Source organism: Streptomyces sp. NPDC008092 (assembly GCF_042957285.1).
Classification (GTDB): Bacteria; Actinomycetota; Actinomycetes; order Streptomycetales; family Streptomycetaceae; genus Streptomyces.
Genome location: NZ_JBIBHY010000001.1, coordinates 562517 through 585728 on the forward strand (window position 1 = coordinate 562517; position 23212 = coordinate 585728).

The 23212-nt window shown below is 74.4% G+C and carries 20 protein-coding genes; 10 read left to right on the plus strand and 10 right to left on the minus strand.

What is annotated here, in order from left to right; translation table 11 throughout:
* Window positions 1-7: 7 nt before the first annotated feature.
* Complete coding sequence (locus ACFZB3_RS02305) at window positions 8-208, minus strand: hypothetical protein (RefSeq protein WP_391368329.1); 201 nt, start codon at window positions 206-208, stop codon at window positions 8-10.
* A 171-nt stretch (window positions 209-379) separates the two neighbouring features.
* Between ACFZB3_RS02305 and ACFZB3_RS02310 the strand changes: the two genes are divergently transcribed.
* The 3 genes from ACFZB3_RS02310 (at window position 380) to ACFZB3_RS02320 (ending at window position 3626) form a co-directional block, all read left to right on the plus strand.
* Window positions 380-1651 carry a histidine kinase gene (locus tag ACFZB3_RS02310; protein ID WP_391368332.1) on the plus strand — a complete coding sequence of 424 codons (1272 nt, stop codon included), beginning with the start codon at window positions 380-382 and terminating at the stop codon, window positions 1649-1651.
* A gap of 45 nt (window positions 1652-1696) precedes the next feature.
* On the plus strand, window positions 1697-2359 hold the full coding sequence (locus ACFZB3_RS02315) for a response regulator (protein WP_391368335.1): 663 nt from the start codon (window positions 1697-1699) through the stop codon (window positions 2357-2359).
* An 85-nt stretch (window positions 2360-2444) separates the two neighbouring features.
* Window positions 2445-3626 (plus strand): cytochrome P450, encoded by a 1182-nt coding sequence (locus ACFZB3_RS02320; RefSeq protein ID WP_391368338.1) that lies wholly within the window; start codon window positions 2445-2447, stop codon window positions 3624-3626.
* 78 nt (window positions 3627-3704) lie between these two features.
* Here the strand turns inward: ACFZB3_RS02320 and ACFZB3_RS02325 are convergent, their stop codons facing one another.
* Window positions 3705-4715 carry a Gfo/Idh/MocA family oxidoreductase gene (locus ACFZB3_RS02325; protein WP_391368341.1) on the minus strand — a complete coding sequence of 337 codons (1011 nt, stop codon included), beginning with the start codon at window positions 4713-4715 and terminating at the stop codon, window positions 3705-3707.
* Window positions 4716-4845: 130 nt separating this feature from the next.
* On the opposite strand from ACFZB3_RS02325, the gene ACFZB3_RS02330 reads away from it, so the two are divergent.
* The 5 genes from ACFZB3_RS02330 (at window position 4846) to ACFZB3_RS02350 (ending at window position 12410) form a co-directional block, all read left to right on the plus strand.
* Complete coding sequence (locus ACFZB3_RS02330) at window positions 4846-5583, plus strand: UTRA domain-containing protein (RefSeq protein ID WP_391369706.1); 738 nt, start codon at window positions 4846-4848, stop codon at window positions 5581-5583.
* Window positions 5584-5830: 247 nt separating this feature from the next.
* Window positions 5831-6976: an ROK family glucokinase gene (locus ACFZB3_RS02335; RefSeq protein ID WP_351707931.1), complete on the plus strand. Its 1146-nt coding sequence runs from the start codon at window positions 5831-5833 to the stop codon at window positions 6974-6976.
* Window positions 6973-7554 (plus strand): sugar kinase, encoded by a 582-nt coding sequence (locus tag ACFZB3_RS02340; RefSeq protein WP_391368344.1) that lies wholly within the window; start codon window positions 6973-6975, stop codon window positions 7552-7554. The genes ACFZB3_RS02335 and ACFZB3_RS02340 overlap by 4 nt, the downstream gene beginning before the upstream one ends.
* Window positions 7555-7650: 96 nt before the next feature.
* Window positions 7651-10461, plus strand: coding sequence for an SNF2-related protein (locus ACFZB3_RS02345; RefSeq protein ID WP_391368346.1), 2811 nt, complete (start codon window positions 7651-7653; stop codon window positions 10459-10461).
* The gene (locus ACFZB3_RS02350; protein WP_391368349.1) at window positions 10458-12410 is read left to right on the plus strand and encodes an SWIM zinc finger family protein; all 1953 of its coding nucleotides are present in this window, start codon (window positions 10458-10460) and stop codon (window positions 12408-12410) included. The genes ACFZB3_RS02345 and ACFZB3_RS02350 overlap by 4 nt, the downstream gene beginning before the upstream one ends.
* A gap of 46 nt (window positions 12411-12456) precedes the next feature.
* Here the strand turns inward: ACFZB3_RS02350 and ACFZB3_RS02355 are convergent, their stop codons facing one another.
* The 8 genes from ACFZB3_RS02355 to ACFZB3_RS02390 form a co-directional block, all read right to left on the minus strand.
* A complete protein-coding gene (locus tag ACFZB3_RS02355; RefSeq protein ID WP_391368351.1) occupies window positions 12457-14559 on the minus strand; it encodes an ABC transporter substrate-binding protein in 2103 nt (700 codons plus the stop codon).
* A gap of 5 nt (window positions 14560-14564) precedes the next feature.
* Window positions 14565-16760, minus strand: a complete 2196-nt coding sequence (locus ACFZB3_RS02360; protein ID WP_391368353.1) for an ABC transporter substrate-binding protein — start codon at window positions 16758-16760, stop codon at window positions 14565-14567.
* Window positions 16753-17631, minus strand: coding sequence for a hypothetical protein (locus tag ACFZB3_RS02365; protein WP_391368356.1), 879 nt, complete (start codon window positions 17629-17631; stop codon window positions 16753-16755). The genes ACFZB3_RS02360 and ACFZB3_RS02365 overlap by 8 nt, the downstream gene beginning before the upstream one ends.
* Window positions 17632-17786: 155 nt before the next feature.
* Window positions 17787-18212, minus strand: a complete 426-nt coding sequence (locus ACFZB3_RS02370) for an OsmC family protein (RefSeq protein WP_391368359.1) — start codon at window positions 18210-18212, stop codon at window positions 17787-17789.
* Window positions 18213-18257: 45 nt separating this feature from the next.
* The gene (locus ACFZB3_RS02375) at window positions 18258-18992 is read right to left on the minus strand and encodes a hypothetical protein (RefSeq protein ID WP_391368362.1); all 735 of its coding nucleotides are present in this window, start codon (window positions 18990-18992) and stop codon (window positions 18258-18260) included.
* A gap of 154 nt (window positions 18993-19146) precedes the next feature.
* Entirely contained in the window at window positions 19147-19815 is a 669-nt protein-coding gene (locus ACFZB3_RS02380; protein WP_391368365.1) for a dihydrofolate reductase family protein, read from the minus strand.
* Window positions 19815-20321, minus strand: a complete 507-nt coding sequence (locus tag ACFZB3_RS02385) for an SRPBCC domain-containing protein (RefSeq protein ID WP_391368368.1) — start codon at window positions 20319-20321, stop codon at window positions 19815-19817. The genes ACFZB3_RS02380 and ACFZB3_RS02385 overlap by 1 nt, the downstream gene beginning before the upstream one ends.
* Window positions 20322-20324: 3 nt before the next feature.
* Window positions 20325-20666: a metalloregulator ArsR/SmtB family transcription factor gene (locus ACFZB3_RS02390; protein WP_391368371.1), complete on the minus strand. Its 342-nt coding sequence runs from the start codon at window positions 20664-20666 to the stop codon at window positions 20325-20327.
* 592 nt (window positions 20667-21258) lie between these two features.
* Here ACFZB3_RS02390 and ACFZB3_RS02395 point away from each other — a divergent pair.
* Window positions 21259-21693, plus strand: coding sequence for a GNAT family N-acetyltransferase (locus tag ACFZB3_RS02395; RefSeq protein ID WP_391368374.1), 435 nt, complete (start codon window positions 21259-21261; stop codon window positions 21691-21693).
* A 253-nt stretch (window positions 21694-21946) separates the two neighbouring features.
* A complete protein-coding gene (locus tag ACFZB3_RS02400; RefSeq protein WP_391368377.1) occupies window positions 21947-23191 on the plus strand; it encodes an exo-alpha-sialidase in 1245 nt (414 codons plus the stop codon).
* Window positions 23192-23212: the final 21 nt, after the last annotated feature.

Here is a 23212-nt window from a genome sequence, read left to right on the forward strand (position 1 = left end):
GCTCCGCTCAGCCGGACCTCCGGCTCCCCGCGGCGGCGAACAGCGCGCCCGCCAGGGCGATCAGCGCGATGCTCGCGTAGACCCCGTAGCCGTCGAGGAAGCCGAGGCGTTGCAGGAGGCCCACCCGCCAGTGGGTGAACTCGTGCAGCAGTCCCAGCGCACCCTGCACAAGAGCGATGAATCCCAGCAGTTCCAGCAACTGTTTCACGGCACGACCCTCGCCCCGCGGCCGCCCGCCACACCATCGGCCGTGGGGCGCGCCGTGTCCGCCGGAAGGCTCGTCCGCACGCGCGCGTGGCGCACCGAAAGTCCACAGGGGCCCAACTTTGGTCGACGATCCCGTGCACGAGTAGGTGTCGCCGGCCGGTCCTGCGTAGATTTGTCGACCGTGAGCGGTGACATCTCTATACGGACGTTCGAGGGGCGGCGGTGGCTGTTCCCCTCCGCCGTGATCCATGAACTCGACCCCGACGCCGGTCCGGCCGGCCGGCGGCCCCGGCGCACCGCGCGGGACTGGCTCGTCGACTTCAGCTGCTTCCTGCTGGCCGTCCTCCTCGGGGTGGCGGCCGCCAACACGATGCGCCAGGACCCGAACGTCTCGCACGGCCTCGCCGTCGCCGACCAGCTCATCGGCGGACTGGCCTGTGCCGCGGTCTGGCTGCGCCGCCGCTGGCCGACGGGCCTGGCCATCGCCATGATCCCGGTCGGCTTCGTCTCCGACACCGCGGGCGGCGCCGCCATGGTCGCGCTGTTCACGCTCGCCGTGCACCGCCCGTTCCGGCACGTCGCCTGGATCGCCGGCATCAATCTCGCACTGGTCCCGCTCTTCTACTGGCTGCGCCCCGACCCCGACCTGCCCTACCTGGCCGTCGTCATCCTGGTCGTGCTCTTCAGTCTCCTGGTCGTCAGCCTCGGCATGTTCGTGCGCTCCAAGCGGCAGCTGATGGTCAGCCTGCGCGACCGGGCGCGACGGGCCGAGACCGAGGCCGGGCTGCGCGCCGAGCGGGCCCAGCGGCTGGCCCGGGAGGCCATCGCCCGCGAGATGCACGACGTCCTCGCCCACCGGCTCACCCTGCTCAGCGTGCACGCCGGGGCGCTGGAGTTCCGGCCCGACGCACCGCAGGCGGAGATCGCCCGGGCGGCCGGGGTCATCCGGGAGAGCGCCCACGAGGCACTCCAGGACCTGCGCGAGATCATCGGCGTGCTGCGCGCCGCCGACGGCGACGAGGCGGGCGGCCGCCCGCAGCCGACCCTGGCCGCGCTGGAGTCGCTGGTCGCCGAAGTACGGGAAGCCGGCATGAAGGTGGTGCTGGACAGCCACGTCGGCGACCCGGCCGCCGTTCCCGCCTCCGTCGGCCGCACCGCCTACCGGATCGCCCAGGAGGGTCTCACCAACGCCCGCAAGCACGCCCCCGGCGCCGAGGTCACCGTCCGCGTCACCGGCGCCCCGGGGGACGGCCTGGACATCACCGTGCACAACCCCGCCCCCGCGACCGAGGCCGCCCACGTCCCCGGCTCCGGCCAGGGCCTGATCGGCCTGACCGAACGCGCCACGCTGGCCGGCGGGCGGCTGGAGCACCGGGCCACCGGCGACGGCGGCTTCGAGGTGCGGGCCTGGCTGCCCTGGGCCGCCGCTTCGACCGTCGTCTGAACGACCGGCCACGTGACGTCGTACCCGCGTGATTACGTAGGAGCCATGACCGCGATCAGACTGCTGCTCGTCGACGACGATCCGCTGGTGCGGGCGGGGCTCGCCCTCATGATGGGCGGGGCCGGGGACATCGAGATCGTCGGGGAGGGCGCCGACGGCGACGAGGTCGAGGCGCTCGTGGACCGCACCCGCCCGGACGTCGTCCTGATGGACATCCGGATGCCGTCCGTGGACGGACTGACCGCCACCGAGCGGCTGCGCGCGCGTGCCGACGCCCCGCAGGTCGTCGTCCTGACCACCTTCCACGCCGACGAACAGGTGTTGCACGCCCTGCGCGCCGGAGCCGCCGGGTTCGTCCTCAAGGACACCCCGCCGGCCGAGATCGTGGCCGCGGTGCGCCGGGTCGCGGCCGGCGACCCCGTGCTGTCGCCCGCCGTCACGCGGCAGCTGATGGCGCACGCGGCCGGCGCCCGGGCCGACACCCGGCAGGTACGCGCGCGTGGCCGGCTCGCCGCCCTCAACGACCGCGAGCGCGAGGTCGCCGTCGCGGTCGGCCGGGGCCTCGCCAACGCCGAGATCGCCACCGGCCTCTTCATGAGCGTCGCCACCGTCAAGACCCACGTCTCCCGCATCCTCGCCAAGCTCGGCCTCAACAACCGCGTCCAGATCGCCCTGCTGGCGTACGACGCGGGACTGCTGGAGGAATAGCGCGCCTCCGGGGCACCTGTGGGGCGGCCCGTGCGTTCTCCGGACACGGGACGGCCTCGGGGACCTCCTGAAGGGGGAGCAGAGCATGCAGGTGACCGACCTCGGCGAGTACGGCGACGGTCTGCGCACGGACCCGCACACCGTGTACGCGCGGCTGCGCGAGCGGGGCCCGGTGCACCGGGTCCGGTGGCCCCTGCCCGACCAGTACCACGAGACCTGGCTGGTCGTCGGCTACGAGGAGGCGCGCGCGGCGCTCGCCGACCCCAGACTGGCCAAGGACACCGAGAAGATCGGCTTCCGGTTCCTCGACGAGGAGCTGATCGGCAAGTACCTGCTGGTCGCCGACCCGCCCCAGCACACCAGGCTGCGCGGTCTGATCACGCGCGCGTTCACCGCCCGCCGGGTGGCCGGCCTCGAACCGAGGATCCAGGAGATCACCGACCGGCTGCTCGACGAGATGCTCCCGCGCCGCCGCGCCGACCTCGTCGACGCCCTCGCCTATCCGCTGCCGATCACGGTGATCAGCGAACTGCTCGGCGTCCCCGAGCTGGACCGCGCGCGGTTCCGGAAGCTGTCCAACGAGGTGGTCGCGCCCAGCAGTCCGGGCAGCGAGTACGACGCCTTCGCCGCGCTCGCCGACTATCTGGCCGAGCTGATCGAGGACAAGCGGTGCACGGGCCCGAGCGACGACCTGCTCAGCGACCTGATCCGCACCACCGCCGAGGACGGCGACCGGCTCTCCGTCGGGGAACTGCGCGGCATGGCCTTCGTCCTGCTGATCGCCGGCCACGAGACCACCGTCAACCTCATCGGCAACGGCGTCCTCGCCCTGCTCACCCACCCCGACGAACTCGCCGCCCTGCGCGCCGACACGGGGCTTCTGGACGGCGCGGTCGAGGAGACCCTGCGCTGGGAGGGCCCGGTGGAGAACGCCACGTACCGGTACGCCGCCGAGCCCCTGGAGATCGCCGGCACCGCCATCGGCCGGGGCGACTCCGTGATGATCAGCCTCGCCGGCGCCGACCGCGACGCCGACCGCTATCCCGAGCCCGACCGGTTCGACATCCGCCGCGACCACCGCGGCCATCTCGCCTTCGGCCACGGCATCCACTACTGCCTGGGCGCACCCCTGGCCCGCCTGGAGGGCCGGATCGCCCTGCGCACCCTCCTGGAGCGCGCGCCCGGCCTCGCGCTGGACGGCCCGCACGGCGAGTGGCTGCCGGGCACCCTGATGAGAGGAGTGCGCAGCCTCCCGGTGCGCTGGTAGCCGCACGCCACGGCCGGGGCGGGTCCAGGCGGGCCGGACCGGTCAGGCGGGTCGGACGGGTCGGACGGGGCGGGCAGGTCAGACCAGGCGGTCCGGGACCTCCGCGAGCGCCACCGATCTGCGCTCGTGCCGGGAGATCTCGCAGGCCTCCGCGATCCGCAGCGCCTGCAGCGCCTCCCGCCCGTCGCAGGGGTTGGCCAGCTGACCCCGCACCACGTCCACGAAGGCGCACAGCTCGGCCTCGTAGGCGGGCCCGAACCGCTCCAGGAAGCCGGGCCACGGCTTGTCCGCGGGCGGCGGCCCGGTCGGCTCGGTCGAGGCCACCGGCGTCCGGTCGTCCAGGCCGACCACCACGGTGTCCCGCTCGCCGGCCAGCTCCATCCGCACGTCGTACCCGGCGCCGTTCAGCCGGGTCGCCGTCGCCGTGGCCAGCGTGCCGTCGTCCAGGGTGAGCACCGCCGCGGCCGTGTCGACGTCACCGGCCTCGCGGAACATCGCGGGGCCCGCGTCCGAACCGGTCGCGTACACGTCCACGACCTCGTGGCCGGTCACCCAGCGCAGCACGTCGAAGTCGTGGATCAGGGTGTCCCGGAACAGCCCGCCGGACAGCGGCAGCCACTCCGGCGGGGGCGGGGACTGGTCGGAGGTCAGCGCCCGCACGGTGTGCAGCCGCCCGAGCCGGCCCGAGCGCACCGCCTCCCGCGCACCGGCGTACCCCTTGTCGAAGCGCCGCTGGAAGCCCATCTGCAGCACCGTCCCGGCCTTCTCCACCTCCGCCAGGGCCTGAAGCGTGCCCGGCAGGTCGAGGGCGATCGGCTTCTCGCAGAAGACCGGCAGCCCGGAGCGGGCCGCCCGTCCGATCAGGTCGGCATGGGCGGAGGTGGCGGCGGTGATCACCACGGCGTCCACGCCCCACTGGAAGATCTCGTCCGTCCCGGGCGCCGCGGTCTCCCCGAGCCGGTGCGCCAGATCCTGGGCCCGCCGGGGATCCACGTCCGTGAGGATCAGCGATCCGACCTCGCGATTACGGCTGAGCGTGTTCGCGTGAATGGTGCCGATGCGGCCCGTCCCGATGACCCCGATGCGCATGGGAACAAGGTGCTGGTGTACCCCGCGCGCTGTCAATCCGTATGTCCGGACAATCGAACTACACAACTTCCCGTCAACCCGTCACGGGGATACGCTCGGCCCCGTGCCGAAACCAGATGTGGACCCGACCGTGACGCTCGACCTCAGTGTGGACCGGAGTTCCCCGGTGCCGTTGTACTTCCAGCTCGCCCAGCAGCTGGAAGCGGCCATCGAGCACGGCTCGCTCACCCCCGGCAGCCTGCTGGGCAACGAGATCGAGCTCGCCGCACGGCTCGGCCTGTCCCGCCCGACGGTCCGCCAGGCCATCCAGTCCCTGGTGGACAAGGGTCTGCTCGTCCGCCGCCGGGGTGTCGGCACCCAGGTCGTGCACAGTCAGGTCAAGCGCCCGCTGGAACTCAGCAGCCTCTACGACGACCTGGAGTCGGCCGGCCAGCGTCCCGCGACGAACGTCCTGGTCAACACCGCCGTCCCGGCGTCCGCGGAGGTCGCGGCCGCGCTCGGGGTGGCCGAGGGCAGCGAGGTGCACCGCATCGAACGGCTGCGGCTGGCGCACGGTGAGCCCATGGCGTACCTGACCAACTACCTGCCCCCCGGCCTGCTCGACCTGGACACCGCCCAGCTGGAGGCCACCGGCCTCTACCGCCTGATGCGGACCGCCGGGATCACCCTGCACAGCGCCCGCCAGTCCATCGGCGCCCGCGCCGCCACGGCCGCCGAGGCGGACCGGCTCACCGAGCCGGAGGGCGCCCCGCTGCTCACCATGCAGCGCACCACGTACGACGACACCGGCCGCGCCGTCGAGTTCGGCGACCACATCTACCGCCCGACCCGCTACTCCTTCGAGTTCCAGCTGCTGGTGCGGTCCTGAGGATGCCGACGTTCTGGTCCTAATGTCCGGACAATGTGACCGAAGTGTCCCGGCGGGCGGCGGCGACCCGGACTTTCCACACCACGAGCTGCAGCGCCCCGAAGGGGCGCTGGGGGTACCCCCGGCCGAAGGCTGGGGGAGGAACTGCGCGACCAGCCACGACGGACCGGCACCCGGCCGCGGTCCGCGCGCCTCCTTATCTCCCCCGAACGGCACCGCACGCGCGCGTACGGCAGAATCGAGCCCGATGAGCACCTACCGCGACCTCACCGCCCCCATCGGCTCCCGCCGAGCCCCGGTCCTGCGGACCGTCGGCACCCGGGAACGCCGCTCCCACCTGACGGCACCCCGGGTGCCCACGGTCGGCATCGACATCGGCGGCACCAAGGTCATGGCGGGCGTCGTGGACGCCGACGGCAACATCCTGGAGAAGCTCCGCACGGAGACCCCGGACAAGTCCAAGAGCCCGAAGGTCGTCGAGGACACGATCGTCGAACTGGTCCTGGACCTGTCCGACCGGCACGACGTGCACGCCGTCGGCATCGGCGCGGCCGGCTGGGTCGACGCCGACCGCAACCGCGTGCTGTTCGCCCCCCACCTGTCGTGGCGCAACGAACCGCTGCGCGACCGCCTGGCCGGCCGCCTCGCCGTGCCCGTCCTGGTCGACAACGACGCCAACGCCGCCGCCTGGGCCGAGTGGCGCTTCGGCGCCGGCCGCGGCGAGGACCACCTGGTCATGATCACGCTCGGCACCGGCATCGGCGGCGCGATCCTGGAGGACGGCCAGGTCAAGCGCGGCAAGTACGGCGTCGCCGGCGAGTTCGGCCACATGCAGGTGGTGCCCGGCGGCCACCGCTGTCCGTGCGGCAACCGCGGCTGCTGGGAGCAGTACAGCTCCGGCAACGCGCTGGTCCGCGAGGCCAAGGAGCTGGCCGCGGCAGACTCCCCGGTCGCGTACGGGATCATCGAGCACGTCAAGGGCAACATCAACGAGATCTCCGGCCCGATGATCACCGAGCTGGCCCGCGAGGGCGACGCGATGTGCATCGAGCTGCTCCAGGACATCGGCCAGTGGCTGGGAGTCGGCATCGCCAACCTCGCCGCCGCCCTCGACCCCTCCTGCTTCGTGATCGGCGGTGGTGTCAGCGCCGCCGACGACCTGCTGATCGGCCCCGCGCGCGACGCGTTCAAGCGCCAGCTGACCGGCCGCGGCTACCGCCCCGAGGCCCGGATCGCCCGCGCCCAGCTGGGCCCCGAGGCCGGCATGGTCGGCGCCGCCGACCTCGCCCGCCTGGTCGCCCGGCGCTTCCGCCGCGCCAAGCGGCGCCGGGTCGAAAGGTACGAGCGCTACGAGCGGTTCGCGGAGGCCCGCCGCACCCGGGACACCGCATGACCGCTGCACTGCCCCGTCAGGCCGCCTCCCCGGAGGAACCGCAGCGCCCGCCGGAGACCCCGGGCCACAAGGCAAAGCGCAGGGCGCTGACGCTGCTGATCATCGTGCTGCTCATCGGGGTACCGGCCGGGTATCTGGTCATCTCCGCCGCCCAGAGCCGCAACAGCGGCAAGGACAAGGAGTCCAAGTACTCGGCGACCGGCCTCTCCGAGGGCTGGCCGTCGAAGGTGCAGCGGCGCCTCTACCAGGTGCCGGTACCGCATCCGGCCGACCGGATCGCGTACTACGAGACGAACAACTGGAAGACCAGCCGTCTCTACGTCCAGTTCCGCACCAACACCGCCGGACTGGACAGCTTCCTGGAGGGCATGGGCGTCAACCGGGACGCGCTCGAGAAGGACGACATCAGCATCAGCTCCCGCGACCAGAAGATCACCGGCTGGAAGTTCAGCGGCCCCGGAACCTGGTCGGGCCTGACGCACAAGCAGAAGAACCCGGCGCCCACCCAGGACGTGGTCGTGAACACGGCCGACCCGAACTACCCGATGATCTACGTCGTCTCCCGCACCGTGCCGTAGCGGCGCCCCCGGCAGGCCGCCGGGGCCGGTTGTCAGACCCCGCCCGTACAGTCGAAGACGTCTGATCCGACAGGTGGGCGGGAGGTGGCAGAACGTATGAGCGGCACGACGGCCGAGGCCGGCGCGGACGTCCCGGTGCGCCTGGCGGCGGTCTACCTGCCCGCCGACCTCCCCCGCCACGGCCGCATCGCCTTCTGGGACCCCGAAGGCGACCCGCTGCCCGCCGCCGCGACCGAGGAGCTGACGGTCGTACGACGGCACGGCGCCGCCGGTGTCCGCCGCCGGCAGGTGCCCGCGCTCAGCCTGCCGCTCGCCGCGGCCCTCCCGCTGCTCGTCCGGGCCCGCCGCGACCCGGCCGCCCATCCCGCCACCGCCTGCTGGGGCGCGGCCGCCCTGCACGCGCTGCGGCTCGCCGCCCGCGGCCGGCTGCTGCCCGGCCTCACCCCGGCCGGTCACGACGCCTGGCGGGCCGGCCCGCTGGAGCCCGCCGACATCGCCCACCTGCGCGCGGTGGCCGCCGCGCTGCCCGCCGAAGGCCACGCCGTCCCGCTGCCCGGCCCCGGCCCGCTCCTGCTGCCCGAGCCGGAGGCACTGGTCCGCTCCTTCCTGGACGCGGTCGCCGACACCCTGCCCCGCACCCCGGCCGCCCCGCACACCGTGGGCAGGCCCTTCGCCGCCCGCGAGGCCCAGCGGCTGCCGGACGCCCAGGAGTGGGCCGCGGAGGTCGCGGCGGGCATGGACGCGGGCGTGCGGATCTCGCTGCGCCTGGACCTGTCGGCGTACGACCTGTTCGACGACGGCGAGGACGCGCGCCGCGCGGGCGCCGCGATCGTCCAGGTGCACAGCCTGGCCGACCCCACCCTGGTGACCGACGCGGCGGCGCTGTGGTCGGGGGCCTCCGACGCCGCCTTCGGCCCCCGCGCGCGCGTGGACGCGGCGCTGGCCGTGCGCCGGGCCGCGCGGGTGTGGCCGCCGCTGGACCGCCTGGCCGAGCAGGACGTACCGGACGTACTGGCCCTGTCCGAGGAGGAGCTGGGGGAGCTGCTCGGGGTGGCGGCGACCAGGCTCGCGGCGGCCGGGGTCGCCGTGCACTGGCCCCGGGACCTGGCCCAGGACCTGACCGCGGCCGCCGTGGTCCGGCCCGCGCCCGGCTCGGCCACCGACGGCACCGGCTTCTTCGAGAGCGAGGAACTGCTCCAGTTCCGCTGGCAGCTGGCCCTCGGCGGCGACCCGCTCAGCGACGCCGAGATGGACGCCCTCGCCGAGGCCCACCGCCCGGTCGTACGGCTGCGGGACCGCTGGGTGCTCGTCGACCCCGCCCTCGTCCGCAAGGCCCGCAGGCGCGAACTGGGCCTGCTCGACCCCGTCGACGCGCTCTCCGTGGCACTCACCGGCGAGGCCGAGGTGGACGGCGAGACCGTCGAGGCGGTCCCCGTCGGCCTCCTCGCGGCCCTGCGCGACCGCCTCACCGCCGGCATCCGCCCGGCCGAACCGCCCGCCGGCCTGCACGCCACCCTGCGCGACTACCAGCTCCGCGGCCTGGCCTGGCTCGACCTGATGACCTCCCTCGGCCTCGGCGGCTGCCTCGCCGACGACATGGGCCTCGGCAAGACGATCACCGTCATCGCCCTGCACCTCAAGCGGGCCCGCACCGAACCGACCCTGGTGGTCTGCCCGGCCTCGCTGCTCGGCAACTGGCAGCGCGAGATCGCCCGGTTCGCGCCCGGCGTCCCGGTCCGCCGCTTCCACGGCCCCGACCGCACCCTGGACGGCCTCGACGGCGGCTTCGTCCTCACCACGTACGGCACCATGCGCGCCACCGCGGCCAGGTTCGCCGAGCAGCCCTGGGGCATGGTCGTCGCCGACGAGGCACAGCACGTCAAGAACCCCTACTCGGCCACCGCCAAGGCCCTGCGCACCATTCCGACCCCCGCGCGGGTGGCCCTCACCGGCACCCCCGTGGAGAACAACCTCTCCGAACTCTGGGCCCTCCTCGACTGGACCACCCCCGGACTCCTCGGCCCCCTCAAGTCCTTCCGCGCCCGGCACGCGCGGGCCGTCGAGAACGGCGAGGACCAGGAAGCGGTGACCCGGCTGGCCCGGCTGGTCCGCCCGTTCCTCCTGCGCCGCAAGAAGTCCGACCCCGGGATCGTCCCCGAGCTTCCGCCGAAGACGGAGACCGACCACCCCGTCCCGCTCACCCGCGAACAGGCCGCGCTGTACGAGGCGGTGGTGCGCGAGTCGCTGCTCGCCATCGAGACGGCGGACGGCATCGCGCGCCGCGGCCTGGTGCTCAAGCTCCTCGGCGCCCTGAAGCAGATCTGCGACCACCCCGGGCTGTATCTCAAGGAAAAGTCCCGCATCGAGGGCCTGGCCGTCCGCTCCGGCAAACTCACCCTGCTCGACGAGCTGCTGGACACCGTGCTCGCCGAGGACGGTTCGGTGCTCGTCTTCACCCAGTACGTCGGCATGGCCCGCATGATCACCGCGCATCTCCAGGCCCGCGCGGTCCCGGTCGACCTGCTGCACGGCGGCACCCCGGTGCCGGAGCGGGAGCGCATGGTGGACCGCTTCCAGAGCGGCGCGACCCCGGTCCTCGTGCTGTCCCTGAAGGCCGCAGGCACCGGCCTCAACCTCACCCGGGCCGGTCATGTCGTCCACTTCGACCGCTGGTGGAACCCGGCGGTGGAGGAGCAGGCCACCGACCGCGCCTACCGCATCGGGCAGACCCAGCCGGTCCAGGTGCACCGCCTGGTCACCGAGGGCACCGTCGAGGACCGCATCGCCGAGATGCTGGAGGCGAAGCGGGCCCTCGCCGACGCGATCCTCGGCTCCGGCGAGGCCGCCCTGACCGAGCTGACGGACCGCGAGCTGTCCGACCTGGTGTCGTTGCGGAGGGCGTCATGAGCGGCGCGGGCGAGCAGCGGCCGGGGGACGCGGCACGGCGTGCGTTGCGGGCGGCGCGCGGGCACGGGGCGGAGCCCGGGGACGACGGGACCGTCCCGGACGGCCAGGAAGGTACGGCGGCCGGCTCGGGCGAGGCGCCGGGGGAGCGGACGGAGCGGGTGCGGCGGCCGGGGGACGCCGCGCGCCTGGCGCTGCGGGGGGCCGCCGCCGCGAAGGAGGCGGAGCAGCGGGACGCCGAGCCCGAGGGCGAGCCCGACGCCGGTACCGACCGGACCGAGCAGCCCGGCACCGGTACCGGCGCCGTTGCCGCCGTACCGCCGGGCAGCCGTCCCGGTGACGTCGCGCGGGCGGCGCTGCGGGCGGCGCGCGCGGAGGCGAGGCGGGCCGAGGAGGCCGCGGCGACGGAGGCCCCGGAGCGGCCCCCGGCCCGTGCGGTACGACGGCTGCCCGCGCCTTCGCCCTCGCAGGCCCCGGGCCCGGAGTCCGCGGCTCGCGGCCGCACCGCCCGTGACCTGAAGCAGTTCCTGACGACCGCGTTCCGGATGCCCAGCGACCAGGCAGAGCCGGAAACCCCCGACCCCGAGCCCGTGCCAGAGCCCGCCGCCGTGGCCGTCACCGACCACCTGGAGCCGGAGCCGGAGCCGGATCTCCCGGCTCCCGCACCCACCGCCACCCCTCACCTCCCGCGCACCATGGCCACCCCCCACCGCGACACCGAACTCCGCCGCACCTTCCCCTCCCTCCCGTCCCGCGCGTCCGCCGCAGCTTCCGGCTTCGCCGAGACCTGGTGGGGCAACGCCTGGGTGCGGGCGCTGGAGGAGGGCGCGCTGGACGCGAAGCGGCTCGCGCGCGGCCGGGGCTACGCCGAGCGCGGGCACGTGGACGCCATCACCGTGACCCCGGGGCTGGTCCTGGCGTACGTGCAGGGGAGCCGGCCCCGGCCGTACCGCGTGCAGCTGCGGCTGCGGACCTTCGGCGAGGACGAGTGGGAGCGGCTGCTGGAGGCCGCCGCCGACCGGCCCGCCGACATCGCCGCGCTGCTCGACAAGGAGCTGCCGCAGACCCTCGCGGACAGCGGGATCGCGCTGCTGCCAGGGCCCGGTGAACTCGAACCCCGGTGCAGCTGCCCGGACTTCGGCCACCCCTGCAAGCACGCGGCCGCCCTCTGCTACCAGACCGCGCGGCTGCTGGACGCCGACCCGTTCGTGCTGCTCCTGCTGCGCGGCCGCGGGGAGCGCGAGGTGCTGGACGCGCTGTCCCGGCGCAACGCCGCCCGCGCGGCCCGGGAGCGGCGCCCGGCCGCACTGCCGGGCGTCCGGGCCACCGAGGCCCTCGCCGCGCGCCGACTGCCCCCGCTGCCGCCCCCGTTGCCGGTTCCGGCCCACCCCGAGCAGCCCCCGGTGTATCCGGGGGTGCCCGGCGGCCCGGACCCGTTCGCGCTGGACCAGCTGGCCACCGACGCGGCGGCCCGCGCCCACGCCCTGCTCGCCACCGGACACGACCCGGTCGGCGGCCTGACCCTCTGGCAGGACGCGGTGCGGCTCGCCGCGGCCCGCCCCGGTTCCGGCCTCACCGCCTCCACCCGCGCCCTCTACGCCACCCTCGCCGACGCCGTCGGCCGCACCCCGGGCGACCTGGCGCGCGCGGTCGCCGCCTGGCGGCAGGGCGGCCCCGAGGGGCTGGCCGTGCTGGAGGAGCCCTGGGACCCGCCGGCCGGCCGCTTCGACCGGGCCCGGCCGCTGCTGCTCGCCGCCGACCTCCCGGCCTTCCGGCCGTGGCGCAACCACCTCACCCACCCCGGCGGCCATCTCCAGCTCCGCTTCGGCCGCGACGGCCTGTGGTACGCCTACGAGTCGGAGCCGGGCCACGACGACTGGTGGCCCAGAGGCACCCCCGACCTGGACCCGGTGGGCGCGCTGACCGGCCTGGGCGCGGCGGACGACCTCTAGACCGGCGGCTGCCCCGGACGCCCTGGCTCGCGGCCGCTCCGGACGTCTACGCCGTCTTCTTCCCGATGTCGTCGTACCGGGCCACGAACCGGGCCCTGCCGTCCTCGACGCGGTAGAGGAACCACCCGCCGTCCTGGCCGGTCTCCAGGTACTGGACCTGGCTCTCGTAGCTGTACCGGCGGGTGATGCCCTGCCAGGGCTTGCGCAGCAACTCCGCGCGCAGCGACTCACGTTGGTCGGAGCCGGGCGCGGCGAGGCCCTGGGCGGCGAAGCCGACGCCGTCGTACGCCTCGGCCGCCCACGGCGGCGGAGCCGTGCGGTAGCGGCTGCGGTAGGCGGCGGCGAACGCCCGGGTCTTCGGGTCGGTGGCCGCGTCGCAGTACCCCGTGCTGATCCACCAGCCGCCGCCCGCCTTCAGGAACGGCGTGCCGAGGATGTGCTCGTCGCCGCCGCGGAATCCGCGGTGCCCGGCGTCGGTGAGGGCCCGGGCGCAGGCGGCGGCGCGGGCCGGGAGGCCGCCCGCGAAGAGGACGGCCGTGTCCGGGCGGGCGGCGAGGCCGTGGGCCACGTCGGTGAAGGCGGCCCCCTTGGCGACCTCGGCCACCTCGACGGTTCCCACCGTCACGTTCCCGTACACGGTGGCGCCCCGGACGGTGGCCTCGCCCTCGTCGGCGTCGGTGAGGTCGTGCACGACGACGGTGCGGGCCGGCCGTGCCACCCGGTTGAGGTACCTCAGGACGGAGCCGGGCCCCGGGGTGCGGGTGGAGCGCAGGATCAGGGAGCTGGTGACGTTCGTGACGTCGAGCGCGTTCGTGTCGGCGCGGGTGATCAGCAGGCAGAGCCCGGCCTCGGTGCACACCGGCACGGCGGCGGGCACGGCCGTGTTGGTGCCGGCGCCGATCACCGCGTACACCTCGCGGGCGGCGACGAGGCGGGCGGCCGCGGCGGCGGAACCGGCCGCGGTGCCCTGGTCGTCGGCCGTCCGCAGGGTCAGGTCGAAGGCCCGGCCGGAACGGGCGTTGTGTTCGTCGACCGCCACCCGGGCACCGCGCGCCTGGGCCTGGACGACGGCGGTGGACAGGTCGCCGAGCAGCGCGATCGCACGGGTCGGCAGCGGGCTCCTGCCGGCCCCGGGCGTCCCGGGCCGCCCCCAGCGCCACCAGGCGCCGACGCCGCCCACCGCGGCGACGCCGGCCGCCGCCGACGCGATCAGCAGCCCCCGTCGTGCCGGGGTGCCGCCGAAGGGCGCCTCGGAGAGCGTGGTGGGCTCGGGCACCGGCAGGTCCAGGACGCGCGCGGCACGGTCCGCGACCAGCGCCGGCAGGCCCGCGGGCAGCCACGACTCCGGACTGAACTCGCCGAAGAAGAAGCGTAGTTGAGGCACCGTGGGCCGGTCGCCCGGTCTCTTCGCCAGGCAGGCGCGCAGGGTCGGTGCGAGGTCCTCCGGCAGGCCGTCCAGGTCCGGGTCCTCGCGCACCGTCCGGTACAGGACGGCCGCCGCGCCCCCGGTGCCGAACGGCGGCCGTCCGGTGGCGGTGTGGGCGAGTACGCAGCCCAGCGAGAAGACGTCGCTGGGCGGCCCCACGGTCCCGCCGCGGGCCTGTTCCGGTGACAGATAGCCGGGGGAGCCGATGACCGAGCCGTCCGTGGTGAGCGCCGTCGCGCCCACGGCGCGGGCGATCCCGAAGTCGATCAGGCGCGGTCCGTCGGCGGCGAGCAGGACGTTCGCCGGTTTCACGTCACGGTGGACGAGACCGGCCCGGTGCACGTCGTCCAGGGCCGCGGCGAGCGCGGCGCCGAGGGTCCGGAGCCGGTCGGCGGGCCACGGGCCGTGCAGCGCGAGGGCCTCGGACAGCGGCAGACCGGGCACGTAGGCGGTGGCCAGCCAGGGCGCGCGGGCATCCGCGTCGGCCGTGAGCACGGGTACCGTCCAGCGGCTGGTGAGCCGGGACGCCAGCTCCGTCTCCCGGCGGAACCGGGCCCGGAAGCCGGGGTCGCCCGCGTACTCCTCGCGGATCACCTTCAGCGCGACCCAGGCACCGTGCGGCGACCGGGCCAGGTACACCACGCCCATGCCGCCGGCCCCGAGCCGGCCCACCAGCCGGTGGCCGCCGACGGACGAGGGGTCGGCGGCCTGGAGCCGCTCCAAGTCCGCTACCCCTTCGTCTGCTTGGCCATGACCGGCCCGACCTGCCGGAACCGCCCGTCGTGCACCTGGTGGACATAGGTCTCGGGGCCCATGGTCCGCACGTCGATGTTGAACTGGTTGTAGGTGTTGAAGGTGTAGGTGCGCGCGATGCCCTGGTAGGTGGCCTTGTGGAGGCGCAGGGCGAGCGCGAGCCGGTTGGGGCGGCCACCGCCGGACGGTACGGTCCGGGCGAACTCGCGCAGCACCATCAGGACACTGTCGTACGCCTCGGCGCCGTACGGGTCGGGGACACCGCCGTACCGCTTCCGCCAGGCCGCCGTGAACTGCTCGGCCGCCTTGGTCCTCAGGGCGCTCGCGTCGACGGCGGGCGTCACCACGAACCAGCCCTCGCCCGCCGCCCCCGCGAGCTTCGGGAACTCGGAGCCGTACAGCAGATGGGACATCCAGCGCGGTCCGGTGAAGCCCGCCGCGGACAGCTGCCGCGCCGCCCGGACCGTCGCGTCCAGCGGGCCCAGGTACACGAAGTCGCGGACACCGCGGGCGAGGACGGAGGCCACCGCCGCCGGGGCGTCGTCGGTGTCCTCGGCGACGACGTCCGGGACCACCTGGGCGCCGAGATGCCGCCACTGGGTGACGAGGAGACCGCCCTGGTTGTACTCGACGGAGCCCCCGGAGCGGTCGATGACGATGCCCGCCGGGGCGGTCAGTCCGCTCGCCAGCGCGTGCAGGGCGATCGCGGTGCCCGACGCCTGGTCACCCGCCCCGGTCTGGAAGGTGACCGTCGGCGACCAGACGAAGTAGTCGTTCTGCCCGGTGGTGCTGGTGACATGGGTGAGCTTGGCCGACGCGTAGACGCGTGAGGCCGCCAGCAGCGTCAGCTCGGTGACCGGGCCGAGCACGGCCACGACGGCGCGGTCCGCGGCCAGTTCGTGGGCGGCCGAGGTGGCCCCGGCGAGGGTGCCGTGGTCGTCGACGACCCGTACGCCCAGGTCGAAGGCGCGGCCCGCGGTCGCGTTGTGCTGGGCGACGGCCAGCCGCGCGGCCCGTTCACAGGCCCGCGCCAGGGGCGCGGCCGCCCCGCTCCTCGTCACCTGCACACCGAGCACGTACGACGGCCGGGCCGGCGTCTTCCGTCCCGGACCGTCGTCGCGGCCGGCCGCCCAGAGCGCCGCCCCGGTACCGCCGCCCGCCAGCAGCAGCGCGCCCCCGGCCAGCAGCAGTCGCCGCCGGGCCTGGCGGGCCGGCTGTCCGGTGCCGGGGTCGTCGACCACCGTGGGTTCGATGTCCGGCAGGGCGAGGCTCTCCGCCGAGCGGGCCGCCACCATGCGGGCGACCGGGTCCGGCAGCCAGGCCGACGGCGGCTGAGCCGCGTCGGCGACCGGCCCCACCCGCGGGTCCCGGGCCGGCCGCAGTCGCACCCGCAGTCCGTCGGCGTCCGGCCGCTCGCCGGGGTCCTTGGCGAGGCAGGCGTCCAGTGCCGCGCGGAGTTCGCCGGTGACGCCGTCGAGGCCGGGCTCGTCGTGCACGGTCCGGTAGAGCAGCGCGTCCGGGGCGCCGGTGCCGAACGGCGGGCGGCCCGTGCTCGCGTACGCCAGCACACAGCCCAGCGCGAAGACGTCGCTCGCCGCGGTGGCCCCTTCGCCGCGCGCCTGCTCGGGGGCGAGGAAGCCCGGGGTGCCGACCACCATGCCGGAGGCGGTCAGGGCGGTGTCGTCGGCCGCCCGCGCGATGCCGAAGTCGATCAGCCGCGGGCCGTCGACGGCGAGCAGCACATTGCCCGGCTTCACGTCCCGGTGGACCAGTCCCGCCGCGTGCACGGCGGCCAGCGCCTCGCCGAGCAGCGAGCCCAGTACGCGTACGGCGGCCACCGGCAGCGGTCCGTGTGCGGCGACCGCCTCCGCGAGCGAGGGACCCGCCACGAAGCCGGTCGCCAGCCATGGTTCGCGGGCCGTGGCATCCGCGCCGAGCACCGGTACCACCCAGGGGTTGTCGACCCGGGCCGCCAGCTCCGCCTCCCGCGCGAACCGGGCCCGGAAGCCGTCGTCGGCGCCGCTCCCGGCCCGGATCACCTTCACGGCGGCCAGCGCACCCGTCTCGGAGCGGCCCAGGTAGACCACGCCCATACCGCCGGTGCCGAGCCGTCTCAGCAGCCGGAAGCCCCCGATCGCCGACGGGTCGGACGGCCGCAGCGCCTCACTCATCGCCCGCTCCCTTCACCTCGGCGGACGCGGTGCCGGACGGGGTGGCGGAGGCCCGGTTCCGGCCGTAGTTGTCCACGCTCGCCGTCACGTAGCCGACCCCCGACAGCGCGGCCTCGCTGAGGGACGTCTGCTCCTGTTCGCTCTCGCCGGCGGCGTGCCGCACGGTCGCGGCCACGGTCACCGGGCCGAGCCGGTGCTTGTACCAGTCGAAACCGCGCGGCTTCGCGTCGCCGTCGACGACGTACTCGCCGAACTCGGTGAGGTCGTCGTCGGTGGTGGCGTTGCGCTGCTCGCCGAACGGGTCGCCGCGTGAGGCCATGTCCTGCACGGTGTCGGTCGCGTTGAGCCGCTCCTGCGGGCAGCGCAGCGGCTCGTTCAGCGAGGACGCCATGTCCCGGCGGGCCTGGCGCGTCGAGACGTGCACGGTGACGGTGAGGGACACGTACACCGCGCCCTTGCCGTCGGTGCCCGGCCGGACGAACATTCTGGTCAGACTGGCCAGCACGGTGGACGGCAGCGCCTCGCGGCGCCACAGGCAGTCCTCGCCGAGCACGGCCCAGCTGGTCGGACCCAGTTCGTACGGGTCGCGTCTGCGGTACCCGGTGCCGAAGTAGTCGGGCTGCACGGTGAGCTCGCGGACGAACGCCACGGCCTCGGCCCGTGTCTTCGGTGCGACGGCCTCGGCCAGGGTGTACGGCTCGCTCGACGCAGACGGGGAGGCACTCGCGCCCCCCGAGGCGCTCGGACTCCCCCCGGCCGTCGTGCCCGCCGTGTCCTTCGGTGTCGCCCTGTCGTCGCCGTGCCCGCCGTTCGTGCAGCCCGCGAGCAGCAGTGCCACCGCCGCCGCGGACAGGGCCGCTCCCCGTTCCACCACGTTCACCCCAGCAGACCGCCCTACGGCCCTCTGGTGGGGGCCGCAGTTCGAACGCTAGCGCCATCCGGTGTCAACTGGGCCTGCTGGAAAGAGAGTTGATGCGAACGGTAACCCCTTGGCCATCAGCCGGTGACAGTTCGCCCCATGCGGTGTCATCCCCCGACCGACACGGCGACCGGGGTCCCCGCCTCGACCGTGCGGCTGACCGTGCACAGCCGGTCGTGGGAGACGGCGACCGCCCGGGGCAGGATCGCGCGGGCGCGGTCGCCGGCCGCGCCCTCCGGGAAGGCGACGGAGAAGGCGACCGCGAGGTCCGTCATCCGGTTGCCGTGCTCGTCGCCCACCTTGTGGCCGCTGACGGTGACGGTGAACGTGGCCGGCTCCACGTGACGGCTCGTGGACACGTCGACGTCCGCCGCCGTACAGCCCCCGATCGCGGCGAGCAGCAGCTCGACCGGGGTGAATTCGGCGCCGTCGCCGGTGCCGAAGGAGATCGTGCCGCCGCGGGCGTTGGTGGCGGTGAAACGGCCGGTGCCGGTGCGCTCGACCGTGACCAGGCGCAGGGAGTCTTCGCTCATGGAGACGAACCTAAGCCAGCCCGGCCGCCGGTGCCGTCACCGCCGTCACTGCAGGATGTTGACGGCCCGTGCCACCACCAGGACCACCGTCACCAGGGAGACCGAGGACTGCAGCATCATCAGCATCTTGGCCCAGTGCGACAACGGCATCACGTCGGTCGGGCTGAACGCGGTGGAGTTGGTGAAGGACAGGTACAGGTAGTCGAGGAAGCCCGGTTCCCAGTCCTGCGGTGCGGTCTCCGGGCTCTGCATCTGCACGAAGAGGAAGTCCGCGTACTGGTGCCGGCCGAGGACCCGGGCCATCGGTCCGCCGCGGTCCCACTCCCAGTACCAGAGAGCGAACACGATCACGTTCGTCAGCCAGATGCCCCCGCCGGTCAGCAGCAGCGGCCCGGCGTCACGGCCCTCGGTGCCGTTCACGAGCCCCGCCACCAGCCGCACCGCCGACCAGCCGTTGGCCAGGCTGATCACGCCCATCAGCACCAGTCCCAGCAGCCGCAGCCACCGGGTGCGGGGCTCGACCCGCCGGGGGTTGCCGGCGATGACGCCGGCCAGCAGCACCACCTCCAGGACCGGCAGGACCCAGTACGGCTGGAAGGCGAGCCGGTGCGGCAGCATCAACTGGAGGACGACCGCGACCAGGATCACGGCGGTCACCGCCCACCGCGGCTCGCCCTGCGTGGCCCTGCGCCATGCGGGCACCACGTCGTGCTCGCCGCTCTCCAGCAGCCCCTCGATCCTGGACAGCCGGTTCTCGGCATCGGACATTCGGTCGCTCATGCCCATGATTGTCCCGAGACCCGCCACCGATCCGGCGCCCGGCCCGGCCGTTGCCCCAGCCGTGATCCGCCCGGGAACGCGCGAGCCGGCTCGCGGCGGGCCCGACGGCCGGCTTCGACGGGAACCGGGCCGCCGGGGTGGAGCGGCTTCCCGGCTAGCGCGGGTGCACGGCGTAGGTCAGGTGGGTCACCCGCGAGGACGGCTCCGAGCGGACCGGCTCCAGCGCGACGGCGGACGCGTCCACGCCGTCGAACAGGCGGGTGCCGCTGCCGAAGAGCACCGGCGACAGCGTGATCGAGAACTCGTCGACCAGGCCGGCGTTCAGGTACTCCAGGATCGTCGCGCCGCCGCCCGCGATGCGGACGTCGCGGTCGCCGGCGGCCTGGCGGGCCCGGTCGAGGGCGTGCTCGATACCGTCGTCGACGAAGTGGAACGTGGTGCCGCCGGGCCGCTCCCACGGGGCGCGCCCGGTGTGCGTCACGACGAAGACCGGGGTGTGGAAGGGCGCCTCCTCCGGCCATGACCGCTCACCCAGGTCGAACATGCGCCTGCCCATGACGCTCGCGCCGGTGCGCTCGAAGGTCTCCCGCGCCACGTCGTTGTCGCGGCCCTCCTCGCCGCCCTCGCCCAGCTTCAGGTTCTCCCGGAAGAACCGCAGCGGGAAGACCCACTGCTGCAGCTCCGTCCACTGCGCCATCCAGCGCCGGACGTCCGGGTCGCCCTGTCTGCCGGGGGTGAACAGCTCGTCCTGGGCGGGCACGGGCTCGGGCGCGATGAAGCCGTCCAGCGACATCGACACGCTGAAGAACACCTTCCCGGCCATCAGCCCTCCACCTCCCTGCCCGCGAGGTCGGCGACGTAGGCCGCCAGGCTGCTCAGGGTCTGCCGGCCGCCCTCGACCGCGTGGTACTTCTCGACCGCCTCGTCGCGCAGCTCCCTGGTCGGGAACACCGTGCGCATCACGATCCGGGTCGCCGCGCCGGCCGGTGCGAAGGACAGGGCCGACTCGAAGGCATCCGGGTCGTCGCGGTGCTCACCGTGCAGCAGCTCGATCAGCTCCGGCGGGACGATGCGCGTCCAGCGGATCCACTCGGGGTAGTCGGTGCCGTCCGGCCCGTGCAGCACGAAGACCCACTCCCCGCCCTCGCGGAACTCGAAGGACCGCGTGGTGGTGCTGAACCCCTCCGGACCCCACCACCGCGACAGGTGCCGGACCTCGGTGAACGCCTCGAACACCAGCTCCCGGGGGGCGTCGATGACCCGGGAGATCACGATCTCCCGGTCGGCCGTCGCCGCCTCCGCCCGCGTCTCCTGCCCTGTCCCTGCCATGGGTCATCCCTCCTGCCGCGTCTGCTTGAGGTCCTGCACGTAGGTGTCCAGCCGGTCGAAACTCTCGTTCCAGAACCTCTCGAATCCGCCGACCCACTCGTGGACCGGCCGCAGCCCGCGGGCGTCCAGTCCGTAGAGGCGCTGCTTGCCCGCCTCGCGGACCCGCACCAGCCCCACCTCCCGGAGCACCCGCAGGTGCTTGGAGGCCCGCGGCTGGCTCATCCCCAGCTCCTGGGCCAGGTCGGTCACCGGCCACTCACCCGCCCGCAGCAGCGCCAGGATGTCCCGGCGCTGCGGCTCGGCGATCGCGTTGAACGCGTCCGACGTCGTCGCTGCTCGTGCCATGACAGCATCGTATGCCTATATCGGCATGCGTCAAGCCGACTGGGAACCGGGCGGTTCCTGCCGGATGACGACTGCCGTACCCCCGCTCGTGCCGCACCCCCACTCGGCCACGGCCGTCCGGGTCCGTTCCGCGGAAGTTCCGCCGGCGCAGTCGCGACGCCACGGGGACACCGGTCTGATTCACCGTCAATTCCCTTTCCGCGCAAGGTAATCTCGGCGAGGTGAATGCTCTGCCACCCGTCGGTCCACCGGAGATCCGCGCCTCGCGCGGCGCGCCGGCATGCGTCACCCCCGAGGCCCGTCCCCTGCCGGCGGCTCTGCCGGGCCATGCGCGGCTGCGGTACGGCGCACGCGTCCGCGCGGCCGGGATCCACTGGGGCGACCTGTCTCCCGCCGGTGCCGGGCGGCCGGCGTGGGCGGGGACGCGACCGGGAGGGGCGCGCCCGGTGTCCGCGGACCGGGCTGCGGTGGCGGTGTGCGAGGAGACGGCCGGCGGCGTGGGACGTGTCCGCTGCGGCAGCGGTCGGCCCGGCAGCGGCATCGAGACCGGCGCGGCGGAACTCGCAAACGCCGTCCCGGCGGAGGGCCCCGCATGACCGCCGTCCGCGACGCCACGCCGCTGGACGCCGATGACATCTACCGTCTGCTGAGCGGGTTCGTCACGAGCCACCGGCCCGACCGGGCAGTCTTCGACGACGCCACGTTCCCCCGCGTCGTCGAGGCCGCCGCGGCGGGCGGCGCCGAGTTCCTCGTCGCCGAGGAGGACTCGTGTGTGATCGGGTACCTGCTCGCGGTGCGCATGCCCACGCTGTTCGCCGGCGGGACCGTCCTCGAACTGCTCGAACTCACCGTGGCCGAACCCCTGCGCGGCCGCGGTACGGGGGCCGCGCTGATCCGCGCCGCGCAGGCAAGGGCCCGGGAGGCGAAGGACGTCGAGGTGACCGTGCCGACCCGCAGAGCGGCCGGCTTCTACCGCGCGCTGGGGTTCCACGAGACCGCCGTTCATCTCAAGTGGTCCACCACGTGACCGGGAAGGTGCCCACGAACCGGCCGGCGGGACGGGAGCCGGTACCGAGGTCGCACGCCGGGCCGGATTCCCGCCGGTTTCCGGCGTCGTCGGTACCGGCCATGCTCAACGCCACGGTGTGGCCCGGGAGTCGCGTCGATGCCCGCTGCGGCCGCGTCGCCCGTTCCCTCATCTCCCGTTCGCCACAAAGGTGTTGCCGCGTCACGGCCGCGCCTCTAGGTTCGGCTGGGTCGTCCCGCCGACCTGGAGAGCAATGATCCGCCCCATCCCGAGCCGTCGTGCGTCCGTGCTCGGCGCCGTCGTGATCGGCATCGCCGCGTTCGTGGTCCTCGTCCGGCCCTGGGCGGACGGGGCCGACCGGGCGGACGCCCGGCCGGGCCGAGGCTGCGTCTCCTCCGTTCCGTACGTCTCGGGCGCCGGAGGCTATGTCAGTTACCGCATACCCGCCGTCGTCCGCAGCCGCGGCGGGACCCTGCTCGCCTTCGCCGAAGGCCGGGTCGACGGCAGGGCGGACCACGGGGACATCGACGTCGTGCTCAGGAGGTCGTGGGACGGCGGCTGCACCTGGGGGCGGTTGCAGGTCGTCGCAGCGGGCGACGGGAACACCCGGGGCAACCCGTCCCCGGTCGTCGATCCCCGGACCGGGAACATCGTGCTCGTCACCTCCTACCACAGCGGTGACGTCACCGAGGCGCAGATTCTGCGCGGCGAGGCCACGGGCGCGCTGGGCCGGCGGGTCTTCGTGCAGACCAGCGAGGACGACGGACGCTCCTTCTCCGCCCCGCGGGAGATCACGTCGGCGGTGAAGAGGCCCGGCTGGCGCTGGTACGCCACCGGGCCGGGGCACGCCGTCGCGCTGACACGGGGTGAGCACGCGGGGCGGCTGGTCGTCCCGGCGAACCACTCTTCCGCCCCGCCCGCGGGATCGGCGGACACCGGCCAGGAACCCAGGTACTACGGCGCGCACGCGATCTACAGCGACGACGGGGGGACGTCCTGGCACCTCGGCTTCGCCGACGACTCCTACGACGGCGTGTACAACGCCAACGAGTCGACGGCGGCCCAACTTCCCGACGGACGGCTGTATTTCAACGCCCGCAACCAGAAGGGCACGAGTTCGGGGAACCGCCTGGACGCCTACTCCAGTGACGGGGGCGCCGACTTGGACCGGGGCTACGCGGAGCAGCGTTCGCTGAACGACGTGCCCTTGGTGGAGGGCAGCGTGCTGCAACTCGCCGGGGAGAGCGGGGACCTGCTGTTCTCGGGGCCCTCCGTACCGACCGACCGCGCGGCGATGGCGTTGTGGAGCAGTACGGACGGAGGGCGGTCCTTCGCCAAGGCACTGACCTTGTCCGCACGCAAGGCCGGGTACTCGGACCTCGTACAGGCCGACGGCGACAGGGTCGGCATCCTGTACGAAACGGGTGCGCGGACGGCGTATGAATCGATCGTGTTCCGGCGGGTTCCCCTGACGGAGCTGTCGGCTGCCGGTCGGTAGGGGCCCACGCTGTCACGCGGG